Origin of the sequence: Paenibacillus tyrphae, from assembly GCF_000722545.1 — a bacterium.
Taxonomy (GTDB): domain Bacteria; phylum Bacillota; class Bacilli; order Paenibacillales; family NBRC-103111; genus Paenibacillus_G; species Paenibacillus_G tyrfis.
Genome location: NZ_JNVM01000004.1, coordinates 386,619 through 404,165, shown reverse-complemented (window position 1 = coordinate 404,165; position 17,547 = coordinate 386,619). Strand labels below are relative to the sequence as shown.

Genomic DNA, 17,547 nt, shown 5'->3' with positions numbered 1-17,547 from the left:
TTCGATGAAATAGACCCGTATACACGTACCGGTTTTCATGTTACATTATTCCTATCCGCTCAGGGTATTTACCATATTCCGATAAGAACACAAGGGATTTATTGTAAGGCAACACATTTGAAACCAAACTAATGGAGTGACATAGATGAATACCAACAACCCAACGAAAGCAGCCGTCAGCGCTTTTCCCATGATTCCGGCTCAGCGGCTGCAAGAACTGCCCACCCAATTTTTCGCCACGCTTGTGCGCAAAGCCAATGTCCAGATTGCCGCAGGACACGACGTGATCAATCTGGGACAAGGGAATCCGGATCGCCCAACCCCGCCGCACATCGTCAAGGCGCTGCAACAAGCGGCGGAAAATCCGCAGTACCACCGCTACCCGCCGTTCAACGGTTACTTATTCTTAAAAGAGGCCGTGGCCCAAAGATACCGGGAAGATTACGGTGTCGAGCTTGATCCGGAAACGGAAGTGGCGGTTCTGTTCGGCGGTAAAACCGGGCTTGTGGAAATTGCCCAATGCCTGCTCAATCCCGGCGACGTCTGTCTGGTGCCGGACCCGGGATACCCGGATTACTGGTCCGGCGTCGCCCTGGCCGGCGCCCGGATGGCCTTCATGCCGCTTCTGGAATCGAACGGGTTCCTGCCGGATTACAGCGCACTTTCCGCCGATGACGTGAATCGGGCGAAGCTGATGTTCATCAACTATCCGAACAATCCGACGGCGGTTTCGGCTCCAGCTTCCTTCTATGAGGAGACGATTGCTTTTGCGGCGAAGCACGGCATTGTAGTGGCCAGCGACTTCGCTTACGGCGCCATCGGCTTCGACGGACAGAAGCCGGTCAGCTTCCTGCAGCTCCCGGGTGCCAAGGAAGTCGGCGTCGAATTTTACACGCTGTCCAAAACGTACAACATGGCCGGCTGGCGGGTCGGCTTCTGCCTCGGCAACCCCGAAATCGTGCGGATGATCAACTTGATTCAAGATCATTACTACTGCAGCTTGTTCGGAGGCATTCAAGAGGCGGCGGCCGTCGCGTTGACCGGCCCGCAGGATAGCGTGCACGAGCTCGTGCAGATGTACCAGAGCCGCAGAGACGCGCTGTTCGGGGCTTTGGATCGGATCGGCTGGCAAGCTTCGCGCTCGCAAGGTTCTTTCTTCACTTGGCTGCCTGTGCCGAAGGGCTACACGTCGGAGTCATTCTCCGACATGCTGCTCGAGCAGGCCAAGATTGTCGTCGCACCTGGAGTCGGCTTCGGCGACCATGGCGAAGGCTACGTGCGTCTCGGCTTGCTCAGCACGGAAGAGCGGCTCCGCGAAGCGGTTGACCGAATCGATGCGCTCCGCCTGTTCGGCTGATCGCCTTTACAAACCTCCCCCCTCATGCTATGCTAATGAAAAGCAAAACGTATTGATGGGAATAGTAGGAAAGCCCCTGCACGATCAGAGAGTAAATTCCACCGGCTGCGAGAATTTACCGTGGAGCCTTGCCGAACCCGCCCCTGAACGGCCAGCGACGAGCTGGACGGCTTTCCCTGCCGTTACAAGGGACTGAAGCAGGATGGATTGGTCGTCAATTCATCAAGTAAGGTGGTACCGCGGAAGTAGAGGCTTTCGTCCTTAAAGGACGGGGCCTTTTTGCGTTTTCCGCACCTGCCCCGGACGACAGCCAGATCAGTCATGGAAAGAGTGATTCCTATGCAGCAAACGATCGTAGTGAAAATCGGCAGCAGCTCGCTAACGTCCGACGAAGGCGGATTGAACCGGGCAAAGATCGCATTTTTTGCAGATGAGCTGGCGGCGCTTCGCGGCCAAGGCTTTCCCGTGCTCCTTGTGACCTCGGGTGCCGTGGCAGCCGGCTTTCGGGAGCTGGGCTACGCGTCACGTCCCAAGCTGCTGCACGAGAAGCAGGCCTCCGCTTCCGTCGGGCAGGCGCTGCTGATGCAAGCATATCAGGCCGCATTCTCGGGGCATGGCGTAGGCGTAGGGCAGATTTTGCTGACCCGCTCCGACTTCTCCAACCGCAAGCGAATCCATAACGCGCAGATGACGATTGAAGAGCTGCTGCGCCGCGGAATGCTGCCGATCATTAACGAAAACGATACGGTCTCGGTCGACGAGCTGAAATTCGGCGACAACGATACGCTTTCCGCCCTCGTAGCCAATCTGGTCCGGGCGCAAAGGCTGGTCATTCTTACCGATACGGACGGATTGTATACCGAAGACCCGCGCAAAAACGCCGACGCCAAACGGATCGACCGTGTGCTGGAAATCGACGAAAACATTTACCGGATCGCCGGCGGCTCCGGCTCCATGGTCGGCACCGGCGGCATGCGCTCCAAAATCGAGGCCGCCCGAATCGCAATGCGCGGCGGCGTGCCGGTGTTCGTCGGGCGCGTCGCGGAACCCGGCGATCTGATGCTCGCCGTGGAAGGAACCGGGAAAGGCACTTATTTCGATACGTCGGAACATAATTTGCCGATGAAGAAGCAGTGGCTTGGGTTCCACTCCCAGCCGCAGGGTGCGGTCCATGTGGACGAAGGCGCGGAGCTGGCGCTCGTCGCTGGCGGCAAAAGTCTGCTGCCCGCGGGAGTCAAGGAAGTGACCGGAGAGTTTCATCCCGGCGATGTCATCGAAGTGCTCGGTCCGAATGGGGAAACGATCGGGCGCGGTGTCGTCAATTACGCCTCCTGGCAGCTCCAGGCCGTCGCCGGTCTTAGTACGGAGGAAGTGCAGAAGCGGATCGAGGTATCGCGCATTGAAGTCATCCATCGCGATGAATGGATTACCCTCGCATCCACGACAAAAGCAAAGGATGCTGCCGAAACCTAAGCAAGAACGACCTAAAACGACGCTCCGAAGGAGGAAGTTGAACATGACAACGGATCAAGCTCTAAACCTGAGCGAAGTGGTGCAAAAAGCGAAGCTCGCCAAGCAAGCCGCGCCGAAGCTTGGTTTGCTCAGCACCGAGCAAAAGAACGACGCGCTGCTGCGCATGGCAGACGCCCTCGTAGCGGAGGCCGAATCGATTATTGCCGCCAATGCGGAGGATCTGCAGCGCGGACGCGAGAGCGGCATCAGCACGTCGCTGCTCGACCGGCTGGCCCTAAACCGCCTGCGGATCGAAGCGATGGCCGATGGATTGCGGCAGGTCGTTGCTTTGCCCGATCCGATCGGCGATACGCTGGAGGCGTTTGACCGCCCGAACGGCCTGCAAATCCGTAAGGTCCGCGTTCCTCTTGGCGTCATCGGCATCATCTACGAAGCTCGTCCAAACGTAACGGTGGATGCGGCAGGACTTTGTCTGAAAACCGGCAACGCCGTCGTCTTGCGCGGCGGCTCCTCGGCGCTCCATTCCAATAAGCGGATCGTCGAAGTGCTTCACGAGGCGCTGAAATTGACGGACGTTCCGGCAGACGCGCTTCAGCTCGTCCTAGACCCGAACCGTGCATCGGTGGACGAAATGCTCAAGCTGAATGGCCTGCTCGACGTGCTTATTCCGCGCGGCGGCGCTTCTTTGATTCAAAACGTCGTCAAAAACGCAACTGTGCCGGTGATTGAGACCGGAGCCGGTATTTGCCATACTTATATCGACGCCAGCGCGCAGCCGGATATGGCGCTGAAGATCGCCATCAACGCGAAAGTACAGCGGCCTTCCGTATGCAACTCGATGGAAACACTGCTGGTGCATCGCGATTTCGCGGAACGCCATCTGGCGAGCATCGCCGAGCAATTCGTGCAGCAAATGGTCGAGCTGCGGGGTGATGCGGAAACGCAGCGGCTTGTGCCGGCGGTGAAAGCGGCATCGGAAGCCGACTGGGATACCGAATACAACGATTATATCTTGAACATTTGCGTCGTGAACGGACTGGACGAGGCGCTGGCGCACATACGCCGCCACGGAACGATGCATTCGGAGTGCATCGTGACGGAGGATACGGCGAACGCAGCACGCTTCCTGCGGGAAGTCGATGCGGCAGCCGTGTATCATAACGCCTCCACCCGTTTCACGGATGGCTTCGAATTCGGCTTCGGCGCCGAAATCGGCATCAGCACGCAAAAGCTGCACGCTCGCGGTCCTATGGGCTTGCCGGCGCTGACGTCGAGCAAATACTGCATTGTCGGAGACGGGCAAATTCGCGGTTAACCCAGAAGATCGGTATAGACTTGCAAAGTTCGAAAGGAGCAGCCAATATGTCACAGATTTTATCCAAAAACATCACGTTCGTCGGCGCCGGCTCCATGGCGGAAGCGATCATCCGAGGACTCATCTCCGAGGCGGGCATGCAGGCGGAACAGCTTGTAGCCGTCAATCGGTCGAATGAAGCCCGTCTGCAACAATTGAACAAGCAATACGGCATTCGTTATGCCGCGGGAGCAGCCGGACGAAACGAAGCTATCGCTTCCGCCGATATTATCGTCTTGGCCTTTAAGCCGAGCGACGCCGCTCAAGGCTTGCTCGATTTGAAGCCGATGCTCCAAAAGGAGCAACTGCTCGTATCGGTGATTGCCGGACTTTCCATCGACATGATGGAAGCGATTCTTGGCGGCACCGGCTGGGCCATCGTCCGCACGATGCCCAACACATCCAGCACCATCGGGCTTGGCGCAACCGGGCTCAGCTTTTCCCGCGGCGTCTCGGACGCGCAGCGGCAGCTGGGTGAAGAGATGTTCCGCTCCGTCGGCATCGTATCGATCGTTGAAGAATCGCTGATGGAAACGATTGTAGGGTTATCCGGCTGCGGCCCGGCCTACATTTATTATATGATGGAAGCCATGATCGAAGGCGGAATGAGCGGGGGGCTAACGTATGAGGAGGCCAAGCGTCTGACCGTGCAAACGGTGATGGGCGCGGCCCGCATGGTCGAGCTGAGCGGAGATGAGCCAGCCGAGCTGCGCCGCAAGGTGACGTCTCCGAACGGCGCTACGCAGGCAGCTATCGAGACGATGGACCACTGCGGCTTCACCGATGCGATCTCCAAAGCGATACACCGCGCCACGGAACGTTCCGCCGAGATGGGCGCGGCGATCAGCGCTTCCATCGCTTCCCATACCAAGTAAAGAAGGTGTCCGTTTGTGAGTCTTGCTATATCCTCAGCGTATTGTGTAGCCACCTACCGTTGCTATGACGAGAAAGCCGATTTTCATAAAAAAGCGACCGGCATCGCCGTCGGTCTGACCGTCGGAAGCTGGACCGAGTTGCCGGAAGCGCGCAAGGCGGAAATGGAAAAGCATCTCGGCCGCGTCGTCAGCGTGGACGTACACGAACCGTCAGCAGGTGAGCCCGCTTCCGCAAGATATGCGGATATTCGTATCGCTTATCCCGATATTAATTTCAGCCGCGATATCCCTGCCCTACTTGTCACGGTTTTCGGAAAGCTGTCGATGGACGGCCGGATCAAGCTGATCGACCTGGCATTTTCCGAGTCGTTCTTATCCGCCTTTCCGGGACCGCGCTTCGGCACCCGGGGCGTGCGCAAGCTGCTTGGCGTTCACGACCGTCCGCTGCTCATGAGCATTTTCAAATCGGTGATCGGCCATGATCTGCCCACACTGCGGGAGCAGTTTTATCAGCAGGCGCTCGGCGGCGTCGACCTGATCAAGGATGACGAGATTTTGTTTGAGAATCCGCTGACCCCGATCGAGAAGCGGGTCGAGCTGTGCATGCAGGCGGCGGCCGAAGCCGAGCGGGAAACCGGCCAGAAGCTGCTGTACGCGGCCAACTTGACCGGGCCGACCTTCGGGCTCGTCGAGCAAGCCAAAAAAGCGATCGACGCCGGAGCCAACGCGCTGCTCTTCAACGTGCTTGCTTATGGCTTCGACGCTCTCAGCGAGCTGAGCCGTCATCCTGACGTCAACGTGCCGTTGATGGCTCACCCGTCGCTCGCCGGGGCCTTGTATCCGTCGCCGTATCACGGCATAGCCGCGAACGTGCTGCTTGGTAAGCTCATGCGGCTCGCCGGGGCCGATCTGGTGCTGTTCCCTTCGCCGTACGGTTCCGTCGTTATGCCGAAGGAAGAGAACATGGCGATCAAGCAAGCGCTGCTGACAACCGAAGCGGCCGACTATATCTACGGCGGAGACGGCGCATCGGCGTCCGCGAACGGACAAGTTCCGCTTGCAGCGAGCTTCCCGGTCCCTTCAGCCGGCATTCATCCCGGACTTGTACCGCTCATCTTGCGGGATTTTGGCGGGCAAGCGGTCGTCAATGCAGGCGGCGGAGTACATGGCCATCCTATGGGTGCTGCGGCAGGCGGACGTGCCTTCCGGCAGGCGATCGACGGCTGCCAGGCGGGCGTTCCGCTGCTGGAGTATGCCGCGGATGAGCATCCGGAGCTGCAAGCCGCAATTGACGCGTGGGGGATTAAAGAATGAGCAAGCAGCGGGTTATTTTTTGCGATTTCGACGGGACGATTACCGTCAACGACAATATCGTGGCGATTATGAAGCATTTTCAGCCTGAGGGCTGGGATACTTTGGTGAATCAAGTCATCTCCAAGGAGATTACGATCCGGGAAGGCGTCGGACGCATGTTTGCGCTGCTTCCGACCTCCCGCCGGCAGGAAGTCGTCGATTACGCGATTGGCAACGTGACGATTCGCAGCGGGTTCCGCGAGCTGCTGGATTACTGCAAGCAGGAGGACATCCTCTTCCTGGTGACAAGCGGCGGAATCGACTTTTTCGTTTATCCCGTTCTGTCGTCGTTTGTGATTCCGAAGGAAAACATTTATTGCAACGCGAGCGACTTCAACGGCACGCATATCCGCATTCTGTGGCCGCATTCGTGCGACGCCGAATGTGATAACGACTGCGGCATGTGCAAAACGAGAATCATCCGCTCCTATCCGCGGGAGTCGTACGAACGCATCATGATCGGCGACAGCGTAACCGATTTTGCCGGAGCGAAGCTGGCCGATACGGTATTCGCCCGCTCCCATCTGATCGAGCTGTGCCAGGAGCTTGGGTTAAATTACTATCCTTTTGAAGATTTTCACGATGTGATCAAGCGGTTAGAGGAGATGAAAGTGCGTGAGCTTTAGCGCCATTCGTTTGGAAGAGAAGCAGCAGGCGTTCGCCGAGCTGCGGGAGATTAAAACTTTGCTGGCCGCACGCGGCTGGTTTCCGGGAACAAGCGGTAACCTGTCGATCCGGACGGGGGAATTTTCTCCCGAGCAGTTCGCGTTTGCCATTACGGCGAGCGGCAAGGACAAGTCGGTCAATACGCCTTCCGACTACTTGCTGGTCGACCAATCAGGCCAACCGATCGAAACGACCGGCCTGAAGCCGTCCGCGGAAACGCTGATCCATTGTGAAATCTACCGTTTGACGGGCTGCGGCGCGATTTTTCATGTGCACACCGTGTTCAACAATCTCGTCTCCGAGCTGTATGCGGAACGAGGCAGCGTGCCGGTGGACGGCGTCGAGCTGATCAAGGCATTCAACATATGGGAAGAGGAAGCGCACATCGATATTCCGATTCTCCCGAACTACGCGGAAATTCCGCGAATCGCCGAATTGGTCGAAGGCGCGATCGTCCCCCGCATTCCCGGCATTCTGCTGCGCAAGCACGGCATTTATGCTTGGGGCGCCAATGCCTTCGAAGCGAAGCGGCACCTCGAAGCGTTCGAGTTTCTGTTCGAGTATGCCTATCGCTGGGCCCTGCTGAAGAAGTAAGCTTATCCTATAGTCGGCGCAGTGTACTTGCGCACTCAACGGAATCGGACAAAAGCCCGTCTCCCCGCTCATCACAAGCAAGCGATGAATGGAGCAGACGGGCTTTTTTTGGTAAGATGTGCGCGGATCATAGGTCCTTTCTCCGAAACGACCACAAGCCGAGCAGCAACATCATAAGCACATATCCGGCACTGTACATTAGAAAGGCGTTTGACGGCACTTGACCGACACCGAAAAAACCGAAAAGGCTTCTAACATTCACCAGTCCTTGAAGCTCGTTCATGGCAAATAGCTCCGCTTGCATCCGGTTTTGCAGCGAATCGGCCGGCATGACAAGCGACATGATTCCTGCGATGGTCAGCAGCGGCTTAATGGCTATATTTTGCTCGATTTGGATCGAGCTTGCCACTTTTTCGATCATCCCCCCGAGCCATCCCGCCCCGTAAAGCATCGTCATCAATACGCCGTTCCCGGTGGAAGAGAAATGACAAGAGCCTAGCATCGATAAAGATACAAGCAGCGGCACAACGAAAATAAACAAAGCGAACGAACGCGTTAGCGACACGATATCTCCGGGAATACCGGCATGAGCCCAGGATACCAGCAGAATCGATATAAAAAGGAGCGCCGCATAACCGATTCCCCAACTGACAAATCCGATCCATCGACCCATGTACCAGGATAAACGGGATAATGGCCGAGTCATTAACGCCTGCAATACGCCCTGCTCGGCTTCCCCTGCAATCACGGAGAACGAGCTGAAGATAGACAAAAAAGCAATGACGAATGAACCGAAAAAAAAGCCGAGCGACAAGATCATCGCGCTTCGTTCGTAAACGGCAATCATATTTTGCATGCTCGACGCAAAATGGCTCTCATGCAAGCTTGCTCCGATGGTTTTGGCGACAAACCAGAAGGCGAACAGGAAAATAACGGTCATCAGCAGCGTCAACAGCATGACCCGTTTGCGCAGCAGTTCCTTCCAAGTCGAGCCGATGATGGTAATCATTCCCGTTCCCCCCTATGGCTCCGTCCGGCAACGGAGCTGACGAACCATTCGTCCAGCTTCGTTTTTGCCTTCTTTACTTCATAGAGCGTCATCCCCTGCTCGATGACAAGCGCGTTCAACCAGCCGATCTGCTCGTCATCCTCCAGCTCCGCTTCCAGCCAGACCGAATCTTCTTCCGCTGCCATCTCAAGAAGACGCACGGTCAGGCCCGAGGCTTCCTGAAGCCAGGCCAGCAAAAACGGCGCAAACCCGCCGACACGAAGGTGCCAGCGGGATGTCTCGTGCAGCACGTCGGCCACGGAGCCAACCTGCAGAATTTGACCATTATTCAACAAGGCGACGCGGTCGCACAGCAGCTCCACGTCCTCCAACAGGTGCGAGTTGAGAAAAATCGTTTTGCCCTGCGCCTTCATCAGCCGCAGCAGTTCTCGCACATCTCTGCGGCCCAAGGGATCAAGCGCGGAGGCCGGCTCGTCCAAAAAAACGATAGGCGGGTCGTTCACCAAAGCGCAAGCCAAGCCGAGCCGCTGCTGCATCCCTTTGGAGTACATCTTCACCCGGTCTTTGCCCCGCAGCCCGAGCCCGACGAGGTCGAGCAGCTCCGGAATGCGCCGCTTCGCTACGGAAGCCTCGACTGCGCATAGCCGGGCATGCAGCTGCAGCACTTCTTCACCGCTAAGCCACTCCTGGTACCGGTACAGCTCCGGCAAGTAGCCGAAATGCCTTCTCGCTTCCAACGAGCCGATCGGATGGCCGCAAACCGTACCGTGCCCTTCAGTCGGCCGGATCAAGCCGACGAGCATTTTCACAAACGTGCTCTTGCCCGCCCCGTTCGGGCCGAGGAAGCCAAAGGCTTCCCCTTTCCCTACGGTAATCGTAATGCTTCGGCAACCGCGGCCGTTGCCGTAATCTTTCGTCAGCTCCTGCGCTGTAATGGCTAGCCCGGTCAAGAGCCGATCAGCTCCTTCACTTTGCCAAGCAGCGCTTCGCGATCCGTGAGAGCGTTATCGCCATAAAGTTCAAAGAGTTGACCTTGCTTCACCCACATGGCATTGTAATAATTTCGTTTGTCCGTAGATTCCACCATGATCAGCACATCCGTACTCCCCACTTTGACCTTCTCGGTAGGCCGATTCGTGATGATAGGCAGCGGCACGTTTCCGGTAGTAAGCAGGTCCACGTTCTGCAAGCTCTGCTTCAAATAATCCGGCAGCAGCGGGAACTGCAGAACCGCTTGCAGCGCTTCGGCCACCGGAATCGACGGATCGACAGATACGACGGGAATCGGCTGCTGGGTCAGAGAGTAGCTTCGTTCGCCGTTTCTCACGTTCAGGTGGACTTTTTCGCCCGCTTCAAGCGTAATCGCTTTGCCGTCCACGGATTCAGGCAGCATCTGCTTCGCGCCAAGTCTGGACATCACACGGTTCACTTCATCAACGTTCAACTTTAACGTCAGCGTGTTGGAAGGACTAACATAAGGCCTATCTGACTTGGCGTCGTAATCCTGCGGAATGACGATGCTGCGCCCCAACATCTGTGAAAGCTTACCGACCTCAAATGTTCCTCCTATTTTGCCGGACGTATTCGTGAATGCTCCAAGCTTGTTGATGCTTTCTTTCGTTTGTCCTTCCGGAAAAGCGCTGTTCAACAAATACATCAGATCGTTTTCCTGAACGACCGTCATTTCCTGCATTCGAAATTTATTCAATATGGAAGCTAGCGCCTCGTTGCCGATTGGCGTGCTCAGGAAAGCGGCCAGTATCAGCACCGCGGCCGAAACAGCTACTCTCTTCCTACGCCGTTTGATCCAACGGACGAACGGATGAGCTTTAGGCGTCTCCCCCGCTGTCTTCTCCGGTTCTAAAACAGGCAACGAACGACTATCGGATATAGCGATCGATTGTAACGATTCTGTCTCCCCGGCTTCTGCTGCTGACGGGTTTAATTTATCGGCTTCCTTTGCCCACTGCTCCCAACGAAGCGATTTCGGTTCAGAAGCAAGCCGCTGCTGAAGCTTCTCCCAAGCCGCATCCGTGGGGCCGGAATTTTTCCTTACAAATGACTCAGTCATATGCCGTGGTCCTCCTATTCAACTTGAGTTTGCAATTCCGCATGCCGTTTCAAGCGGGCGGTCGCCCGGTGAATAAGCGTGCCTACAAGCGGTGCGCGAATTTGAAGCTTCTCGGCGATCTCCGCGTAACTGTAGCCGGAAAATCGAAGGAGCAATACTTGCCGGTCGCGTTCCGAAAGCTGGTCCAGCCACCCGCGCAATTCCTCGTGTTCAAACTGCTCCAAAACCGTCTCCTCGTTCGACTTGCCCTCCTGCGCCGTTACCCGCAGATGAAGCTCCTGCTTCTCCTGAAGCGCCCGTTCGCGGGCACGTTTGGACATATGGTCGTAGGCGATCCGGGTCAGTACCCGATGAAGCCAAGCGCCGATCAACTGCGGATCGTCCGGCGGATTGCGGTATAACCGCAGGAATACTTCCTGGGCCAAATCATCGGCGGCTGCCTCGTCGCGGACCAACGCGATTAATTTTCGGCGCACCGACGGGTAATGTTTATAAAATATATGACGGAAATAATCGGAATCCGGATGTTCCAATGTGATGTCCTCCTTTCAGCTGCAGCTATACATAAGACAGGGATCAGCCTTATTTTGCATCACCCGGTGAAAAATGAAAAGCATCCGAGCTCTTCCCTTTAGCGTAGCGGAAGAATTCGAATGCCATAAATTTTGTTTAGGCTTTGCCGTATTCGCTCGGATTTTCACGCCATGCTTTCAGCGCCTGTAAATCCTGCTCCTGGATGCTGCCGTTCCGAAGAGCGACGTCGAGCAGTACCGAGTAATTCGTCAGCGTCTCGAATGGAATGCCCGAGCCCGCAAAGGCCTCGCGTGCCTTCTCGAACTGATACGAGAAGATGCCAAGCACCCCGAGAGCCTGTGCCCCGGCTTCATTTACAGCCAAGGCCACCTTGAGCGAGCTGCCGCCCGTCGAGATCAAATCCTCGATGACCACCGTCTTCTGATCGGGCTTGATCAAGCCTTCGATCAAGTTTTCCTTCCCGTGGCCCTTGGCCTTGTCGCGCACGTAAACCATCGGCAGACCGAGCTTTTGAGCCACCCAAGCCGCATGCGGAATCCCTCCGGTTGCCGCCCCCGCAATGACTTCCGCATCAGGGAAATTGTCGCGGATGAGCTCAACGAAACCTTCGGCGATCCGTTCGCGGATCTCAGGGAACGAAATGGTCAGCCGGTTGTCGCAGTAGATCGGCGATTTCAGACCGGATGTCCAAGTAAACGGCTGCTGCGGACGAAGCGCTACGGCGCCGATTGCGAGCAGATCGGCGGCAATTTGCCCGGCCAGCTCCGGATTTATACGAATCGATGGGGTTGTCATTCGATTTCATCTCCTTAAATATAAAAAATGCGCTTTTACAGCCCTTCGACTGAAGCGATAATCGCTTCCAGCGTCGCTCTTGGGTCCGGCGCGGCTGTGATCGGACGGCCAATGACGATATAGTCCGTCCCTTGAGCAAACGCCTGTTCCGGCGTCATGACGCGGGATTGATCGCCGATATCCGCTCCTGCCGGGCGGATGCCCGGCGTCACGGTCACAAAGCCGCTGCCGCACGTTTCTTTGATCCGAACGACCTCCAGCGGGGAAGCGACGACGCCTTGCAACCCGGCGGCTTGGGCCAATCGGGCATAGCGGATCACTGCATCCTCTACCGTACCTTCGATACCGATTTCTTCGTTCATGACCGCCTGGCTTGTGCTCGTAAGCTGCGTAACGCCGATGACGAGCGGCTTAGGACCGGAAGCGGCTTGAATCGCCTTGTCCACGCCTTCCATCGCCGCCTCCATCATCTGCTTGCCGCCGGCCGCATGCACGTTGAACATGTCTACACCTAGCTTCGTGATGCTTTCCGCACCGCCTTTGACGGTATTCGGAATATCGTGCATTTTGAGATCAAGAAAGACGTTATAGCCCTTTTCTTTAAGCATCCGCACGAACGCCGGACCGGCGCTGTAAAACAGCTGCATTCCCACCTTCAAATAACACGGAATGCCTTCCAGAGACCGGACGAGCGACTCCGCCTGCTTCGCCTCGGCATAATCAAGCGCGACCATGATGCGCTTCGCCGCCGCTAAGTTGGTAGACACAAGTTACCGCCCCTTTTCTTTAAAATCGGGTGAATCTGACCACTCGTAGAAAGGCCTAATCAAGGGATTAGCACAGCATTTCCGCAAGGAGCGGAACGCTGTGCTAATGCAATTGTTGTTATGCGTGATTCGCAGGCATGGCCGTGGATTGGAAATAAATGGACTCCAATACGTGCAGCAGCGCGCTAACCGTATCCAACGAAGTCATGCAGACAACGCCGTTCTCTACCGCTTCGCGGCGAATCCGGAAGCCGTCGCGCTCCGGCGTTTTGCCTTTCGTCAGCGTGTTGACGACGAAGTGCGCTTCCCCGTTGCGGATCAGGTCGAGAATGTTCGGCGAGCCTTCGCTCAGCTTATTGACACGGGTTACTTGAAGACCGGCGTCCTCCAGGGCTTGTGCCGTTCCCCCCGTAGCGACGATGCGGTAGCCCAGTCTGCCGAATCCGCGGAAAATTTCCATCGCTTCGGCTTTGTCTTTATCGGCAATCGTGGCGATGATCGCACCTGTCGGCGGAATCTTCATACCGGAGCCGATCAAGCCTTTATACAGCGCTTTGGCAAACGTTTTGTCGCGGCCCATGACTTCGCCCGTCGATTTCATCTCTGGTCCGAGCGTCGTATCGACACGGCGCAGCTTCGCGAAGGAGAAGACCGGTACCTTGACGGATACGAACTCGTCTTCCGGCCACAGGCCGGTTTGGTATCCCATATCGGCTAGCTTTTCGCCCATAATGACGCGGGTTGCGACGTTCGCCATCGGAATTTTCGTCACTTTGCTGAGGAAAGGAACCGTACGCGAGGAGCGCGGATTCACTTCAATCACATACACTTCGTTTTGATAGATGACGAACTGGATGTTGACGAGACCGACAACCTGCAGCCCTCTGGCGATTTTAGTCGTAATGTCGATAATTTTTTGTTTCAGCTCGGCGGATACCGTCTGCGGCGGATATACCGCGATGGAGTCGCCGGAGTGAACGCCGGCCCGCTCTACGTGCTCCATGATGCCCGGGATAAGAACCGTTTCTTTGTCGCAGATCGCGTCGACTTCGACTTCTTTGCCGAGCATGTAACGGTCGATGAGAACCGGATGCTCCGGGTTGATTTTGACCGCATACTCCATGTAGCTGAGCAATTCTTCGTCGGAGTAGACGATTTCCATGGCGCGGCCACCAAGGACATACGACGGGCGAACAAGCACCGGATACCCGTAGCGGGAAGCCATGCCGACAGCCTCGTCCACCGAGGTTACCGTACCGCCCGGCGGTTGTGCGATGTCAAGCTGACGCAGCAGCGCTTCGAATTTTTTGCGGTCCTCGGCTGCGTCGATGTTCTCCAAATCCGTGCCGAGGATGCGCACGCCCGCTTTCGTAAGCGGCGCCGCGAGGTTGATCGCCGTTTGTCCGCCGAATTGGACGATAACGCCGATCGGCTGCTCGCGCTCGATGACGTTCATGACGTCCTCGAAGAACAACGGCTCGAAGTACAGCCGGTCCGATGTATTGAAGTCCGTAGACACCGTCTCCGGGTTGTTATTGATAATGACCGCTTCATAGCCGGCCTTTTGGATAGCCCATACCGCATGTACGGTCGAGTAGTCGAACTCGATCCCTTGACCGATCCGGATCGGACCGGAGCCGAGCACGACAACTTTTTGCTTCGTCGTTTCTTTGACTTCATCTTCCGTCTCGTAGGTCGAGTAGTAGTAAGGCGTTGTCGCTTCGAATTCTGCGGCGCAGGTGTCGACCATTTTGTAAACCGGCTTCAGCCCCAAGCCGATCCGGTATGCGCGAACGTCAGCTTCCTGCGTCAAGCTCAGACCTTTGTCGGCTTGACGACGCAGCTCGGCAACGGCGCGGTCGGTGAAGCCTTTGCGCTTCGCTTCGCGGAGCAGCTCTTCGCTCAGCTCCGGGACAAGCAGCTCGGCTTCGAAGGCAATCAAGCCTTCCAGCTTGTGCAGGAACCACCAGTCCACCTTGGTCAAATCCTGCAATTGCTGTACGCTGTATCCGCGGCGGATTGCTTCGGCGATCAGGAAGATGCGCTCGTCGTCCGGCTTCACAAGCCGCTGCTCAAGCGTCTCTTGGTCTAATGTCTCTGCATCTTTCAAATACAGGCGGTGAACGCCGATTTCAAGGGAGCGGACCGCTTTGTGAATCGACTCCTCGAACGTTCGGCCGATGGCCATGACTTCACCGGTCGCTTTCATTTGCGTACCAAGCTTGCGGTTCGCCGCGGTAAATTTGTCGAACGGCCAGCGCGGAATTTTGGATACGATATAGTCCAGCGTTGGCTCGAAGCAAGCGTACGTTTGACCCGTCACCGGGTTGACGATTTCGTCGAGTGTATAACCGATCGCAATCTTGGCTGCCATTTTGGCAATCGGGTAGCCGGTTGCCTTGGAAGCGAGAGCCGACGAGCGGCTAACCCGCGGATTCACTTCGATGACGTAATATTGATAGCTGTGCGGGTCCAGCGCAAACTGCACGTTGCATCCGCCTTCGATATTCAAGGCGCGGATAATTTTGAGCGATGCGGAACGCAGCATTTGGTATTCGCGGTCCGACAGCGTCTGGCTCGGTGCCACAACGATGCTGTCGCCCGTATGAACGCCAACCGGATCGAAGTTTTCCATGTTGCACACGACGATACAGTTGTCGTTCGCATCGCGCATCACCTCGTACTCGACTTCCTTCATGCCGGCGATGCTTTTCTCGATCAAACATTGGCCGATCGGGCTGTAACGAATACCGGAGGAAACAGTTTCCAGCAGCTCTTCCTCGGTGGCGCAGATACCGCCGCCTGTTCCGCCCAACGTGTACGCCGGACGTACGATAATCGGATAGCCGATTTCATTCGCAAAATCGAGCGCTTCCTGGACGGTCGTAACGATTGTGCTTTCCGGCACCGGTTGTTCCAGTTCGCGCATCAGATCACGGAACAAATCGCGGTCTTCCGCTTTTTCGATCGCCATTAGCTGAGTACCGAGCAGCTTCACGTTTTCGCGCTCCAGTACGCCGGCGCGCGCCAGCTCAACCGCCATATTGAGGCCGGTCTGGCCGCCAAGGGTCGGCAGCAAGCCGTCCGGACGCTCTTGGCGGATGATTTGGGTGACGAAATCGAGCGTAATCGGCTCGATATATACTTTGTCGGCCATGTTTGTATCGGTCATGATCGTCGCCGGATTGCTGTTGATCAGAACGACTTCGAAGCCTTCTTCTTTCAGAGCCTGGCAAGCTTGCGTACCGGCATAATCGAATTCCGCCGCTTGCCCGATGACGATCGGACCGGAGCCGATCACGAGAATTTTTTTGAGGTTATTATTTTTCGGCATGGTGAAGCTCCCCTTTCGATGCGGATACGGCCGTGCTGCCCGCTTTGTATGCCGCTGCGATCTGCGCCTGACGCGGAAGCTGCGGGTTGTTTTGCTTTTGATCGCGGATCAGCTGCAGGAAGTCATCGAACAAGTAGCTCGAATCGAACGGTCCCGGTGCTGCCTCCGGGTGGTACTGAACGGAGAAGGCCGGATATTTTTTGTGGCGCAGCCCTTCGATCGTCTTGTCGTTGTTGTTGATATGAGTCACTTCCAAATCCGTGCCGGCGATCGACTCTTCATTTACGGTGTAGCCATGGTTTTGCGATGTGATGTAGCAGCGGCCCGTAGCCAAGTCTTTTACCGGGTGGTTGCCGCCGCGATGGCCGAACTTCAGCTTTTCCGTATCGGCGCCGCTCGCCAGCGCGAACAATTGATGGCCGAGGCAGATGCCGAAGATCGGGAATTCGCCGAGCAGCTCGGCGATCATTTTCGCCGCATGCGGCACGTCTTTCGGGTCCCCAGGGCCGTTGGACAGCAGAATGCCGTCCGGTGCTAACCGTCGGATTTGGTCCGCGGTCGTGTCCTGCGGAACAACGACGACGTCGCAGCCGCGCTTGGTTAAGTCGCGCAAAATGCCGCTCTTGGAGCCGAAATCGACGAGAACGACGCGCTCTTTCGTTCCCGGAGCGCTGAACACGCTTTTCGTAGATACGCGGGACACTTGATCGGTCATAAGCGGCGATGCTTTAAGCTGCTCCAGCAGCTCTTCCACACGTTTCTCGGAGGTGGTTAGGATGCCTTTCATGACGCCATGGTGACGGATGCGGCGGGTTAGCATCCGGGTATCAATACCGCTGATCCCGATAATGCCGTATTCTTTAAGCAGGCTGTCCAGCGAGTACTCGGCTCTCCAGTTGCTAGGCACCATTTCGTGCTCGCGAACGACGAATCCGTGAATGAACGGACGGATCGATTCGAAATCGTCGCGCGTGATGCCGTAGTTTCCGATCAGCGGGTACGTCATGGTTACGATTTGACCGCAATAGGACGGGTCAGACAATACCTCTTGGTATCCTGTAATGCCTGTATTAAATACGACTTCGCCAACCGAGTCGCCGGTGCTTCCGAATGCTTTGCCGGTAAACAGCGTACCGTCTTCCAACAACAATCTTGCCTGCATCTGCTGTCATCTCCCTATGTGGTATTAATCCCCCTAATTCCCCCTTTTCAAAGGGGGACCCCAGGGGCGCTGCCCCTGGACCCCTCAAGTTGTCGCACAAGGGGGTATGTAGCTTTGAAGGAGCTGCGACGGGGGATCGCGTTTGTCCGGACGGCGCGGAGGCTGACGCCCCCGTGGCCGGCCGGACACGCTTTACGGTGTTG

The 17,547-nt window shown here is 56.6% G+C and carries 15 protein-coding genes and 1 other annotated feature; of the genes, 7 read left to right on the top strand and 8 right to left on the bottom strand.

Features of this window, described 5'->3' with window-relative positions:
* The first annotated feature begins 145 nt into the window (after positions 1-145).
* From ET33_RS05230 to mtnB, 7 genes are all read left to right on the top strand, one after another.
* A complete protein-coding gene (locus ET33_RS05230) occupies positions 146-1,357 on the top strand; it encodes a pyridoxal phosphate-dependent aminotransferase (protein ID WP_036677430.1) in 1,212 nt (403 codons plus the stop codon).
* Between the two features lie 43 nt (positions 1,358-1,400).
* Positions 1,401-1,623, top strand: a binding site (T-box leader).
* 73 nt (positions 1,624-1,696) lie between these two features.
* A complete protein-coding gene (gene proB, locus ET33_RS05225) occupies positions 1,697-2,830 on the top strand; it encodes a glutamate 5-kinase (RefSeq protein WP_036677427.1) in 1,134 nt (377 codons plus the stop codon).
* A 67-nt stretch (positions 2,831-2,897) separates the two neighbouring features.
* The gene (locus tag ET33_RS05220) at positions 2,898-4,145 is read left to right on the top strand and encodes a glutamate-5-semialdehyde dehydrogenase (protein ID WP_036677786.1); all 1,248 of its coding nucleotides are present in this window, start codon (positions 2,898-2,900) and stop codon (positions 4,143-4,145) included.
* Between the two features lie 47 nt (positions 4,146-4,192).
* Positions 4,193-5,059 carry a pyrroline-5-carboxylate reductase gene (gene proC, locus ET33_RS05215; protein ID WP_036677424.1) on the top strand — a complete coding sequence of 289 codons (867 nt, stop codon included), beginning with the start codon at positions 4,193-4,195 and terminating at the stop codon, positions 5,057-5,059.
* 15 nt (positions 5,060-5,074) lie between these two features.
* A complete protein-coding gene (locus ET33_RS05210) occupies positions 5,075-6,373 on the top strand; it encodes a 2,3-diketo-5-methylthiopentyl-1-phosphate enolase (protein WP_081890205.1) in 1,299 nt (432 codons plus the stop codon).
* Complete coding sequence (locus tag ET33_RS05205; protein ID WP_036677421.1) at positions 6,370-7,038, top strand: 2-hydroxy-3-keto-5-methylthiopentenyl-1-phosphate phosphatase; 669 nt, start codon at positions 6,370-6,372, stop codon at positions 7,036-7,038. The genes ET33_RS05210 and ET33_RS05205 overlap by 4 nt, the downstream gene beginning before the upstream one ends.
* Positions 7,028-7,672, top strand: a complete 645-nt coding sequence (gene mtnB / locus ET33_RS05200; RefSeq protein WP_036677417.1) for a methylthioribulose 1-phosphate dehydratase — start codon at positions 7,028-7,030, stop codon at positions 7,670-7,672. The genes ET33_RS05205 and mtnB overlap by 11 nt, the downstream gene beginning before the upstream one ends.
* Positions 7,673-7,799: 127 nt before the next feature.
* On the opposite strand, the gene ET33_RS05195 is transcribed toward mtnB, so the two are convergent.
* The 8 genes from ET33_RS05195 to carA form a co-directional block, all read right to left on the bottom strand.
* A complete protein-coding gene (locus ET33_RS05195; RefSeq protein ID WP_036677416.1) occupies positions 7,800-8,681 on the bottom strand; it encodes an ABC transporter permease in 882 nt (293 codons plus the stop codon).
* Positions 8,678-9,631: an ABC transporter ATP-binding protein gene (locus ET33_RS05190; RefSeq protein WP_036677413.1), complete on the bottom strand. Its 954-nt coding sequence runs from the start codon at positions 9,629-9,631 to the stop codon at positions 8,678-8,680. Before ET33_RS05190 ends, ET33_RS05195 begins: the two co-directional genes overlap by 4 nt.
* Positions 9,628-10,752, bottom strand: a complete 1,125-nt coding sequence (locus tag ET33_RS05185; protein ID WP_051775111.1) for a hypothetical protein — start codon at positions 10,750-10,752, stop codon at positions 9,628-9,630. Before ET33_RS05185 ends, ET33_RS05190 begins: the two co-directional genes overlap by 4 nt.
* Before the next feature lie 14 nt (positions 10,753-10,766).
* Entirely contained in the window at positions 10,767-11,285 is a 519-nt protein-coding gene (locus ET33_RS05180) for a sigma-70 family RNA polymerase sigma factor (RefSeq protein ID WP_036677412.1), read from the bottom strand.
* A 136-nt stretch (positions 11,286-11,421) separates the two neighbouring features.
* Positions 11,422-12,081, bottom strand: coding sequence for an orotate phosphoribosyltransferase (gene pyrE, locus ET33_RS05175; RefSeq protein ID WP_036677409.1), 660 nt, complete (start codon positions 12,079-12,081; stop codon positions 11,422-11,424).
* A 35-nt stretch (positions 12,082-12,116) separates the two neighbouring features.
* Complete coding sequence (gene pyrF, locus ET33_RS05170; protein WP_036677406.1) at positions 12,117-12,848, bottom strand: orotidine-5'-phosphate decarboxylase; 732 nt, start codon at positions 12,846-12,848, stop codon at positions 12,117-12,119.
* A gap of 118 nt (positions 12,849-12,966) precedes the next feature.
* Positions 12,967-16,182: a carbamoyl-phosphate synthase large subunit gene (carB, locus tag ET33_RS05165; RefSeq protein ID WP_036677403.1), complete on the bottom strand. Its 3,216-nt coding sequence runs from the start codon at positions 16,180-16,182 to the stop codon at positions 12,967-12,969.
* A complete protein-coding gene (carA, locus tag ET33_RS05160; RefSeq protein ID WP_036677400.1) occupies positions 16,169-17,344 on the bottom strand; it encodes a glutamine-hydrolyzing carbamoyl-phosphate synthase small subunit in 1,176 nt (391 codons plus the stop codon). Before carA ends, carB begins: the two co-directional genes overlap by 14 nt.
* Positions 17,345-17,547: the final 203 nt, after the last annotated feature.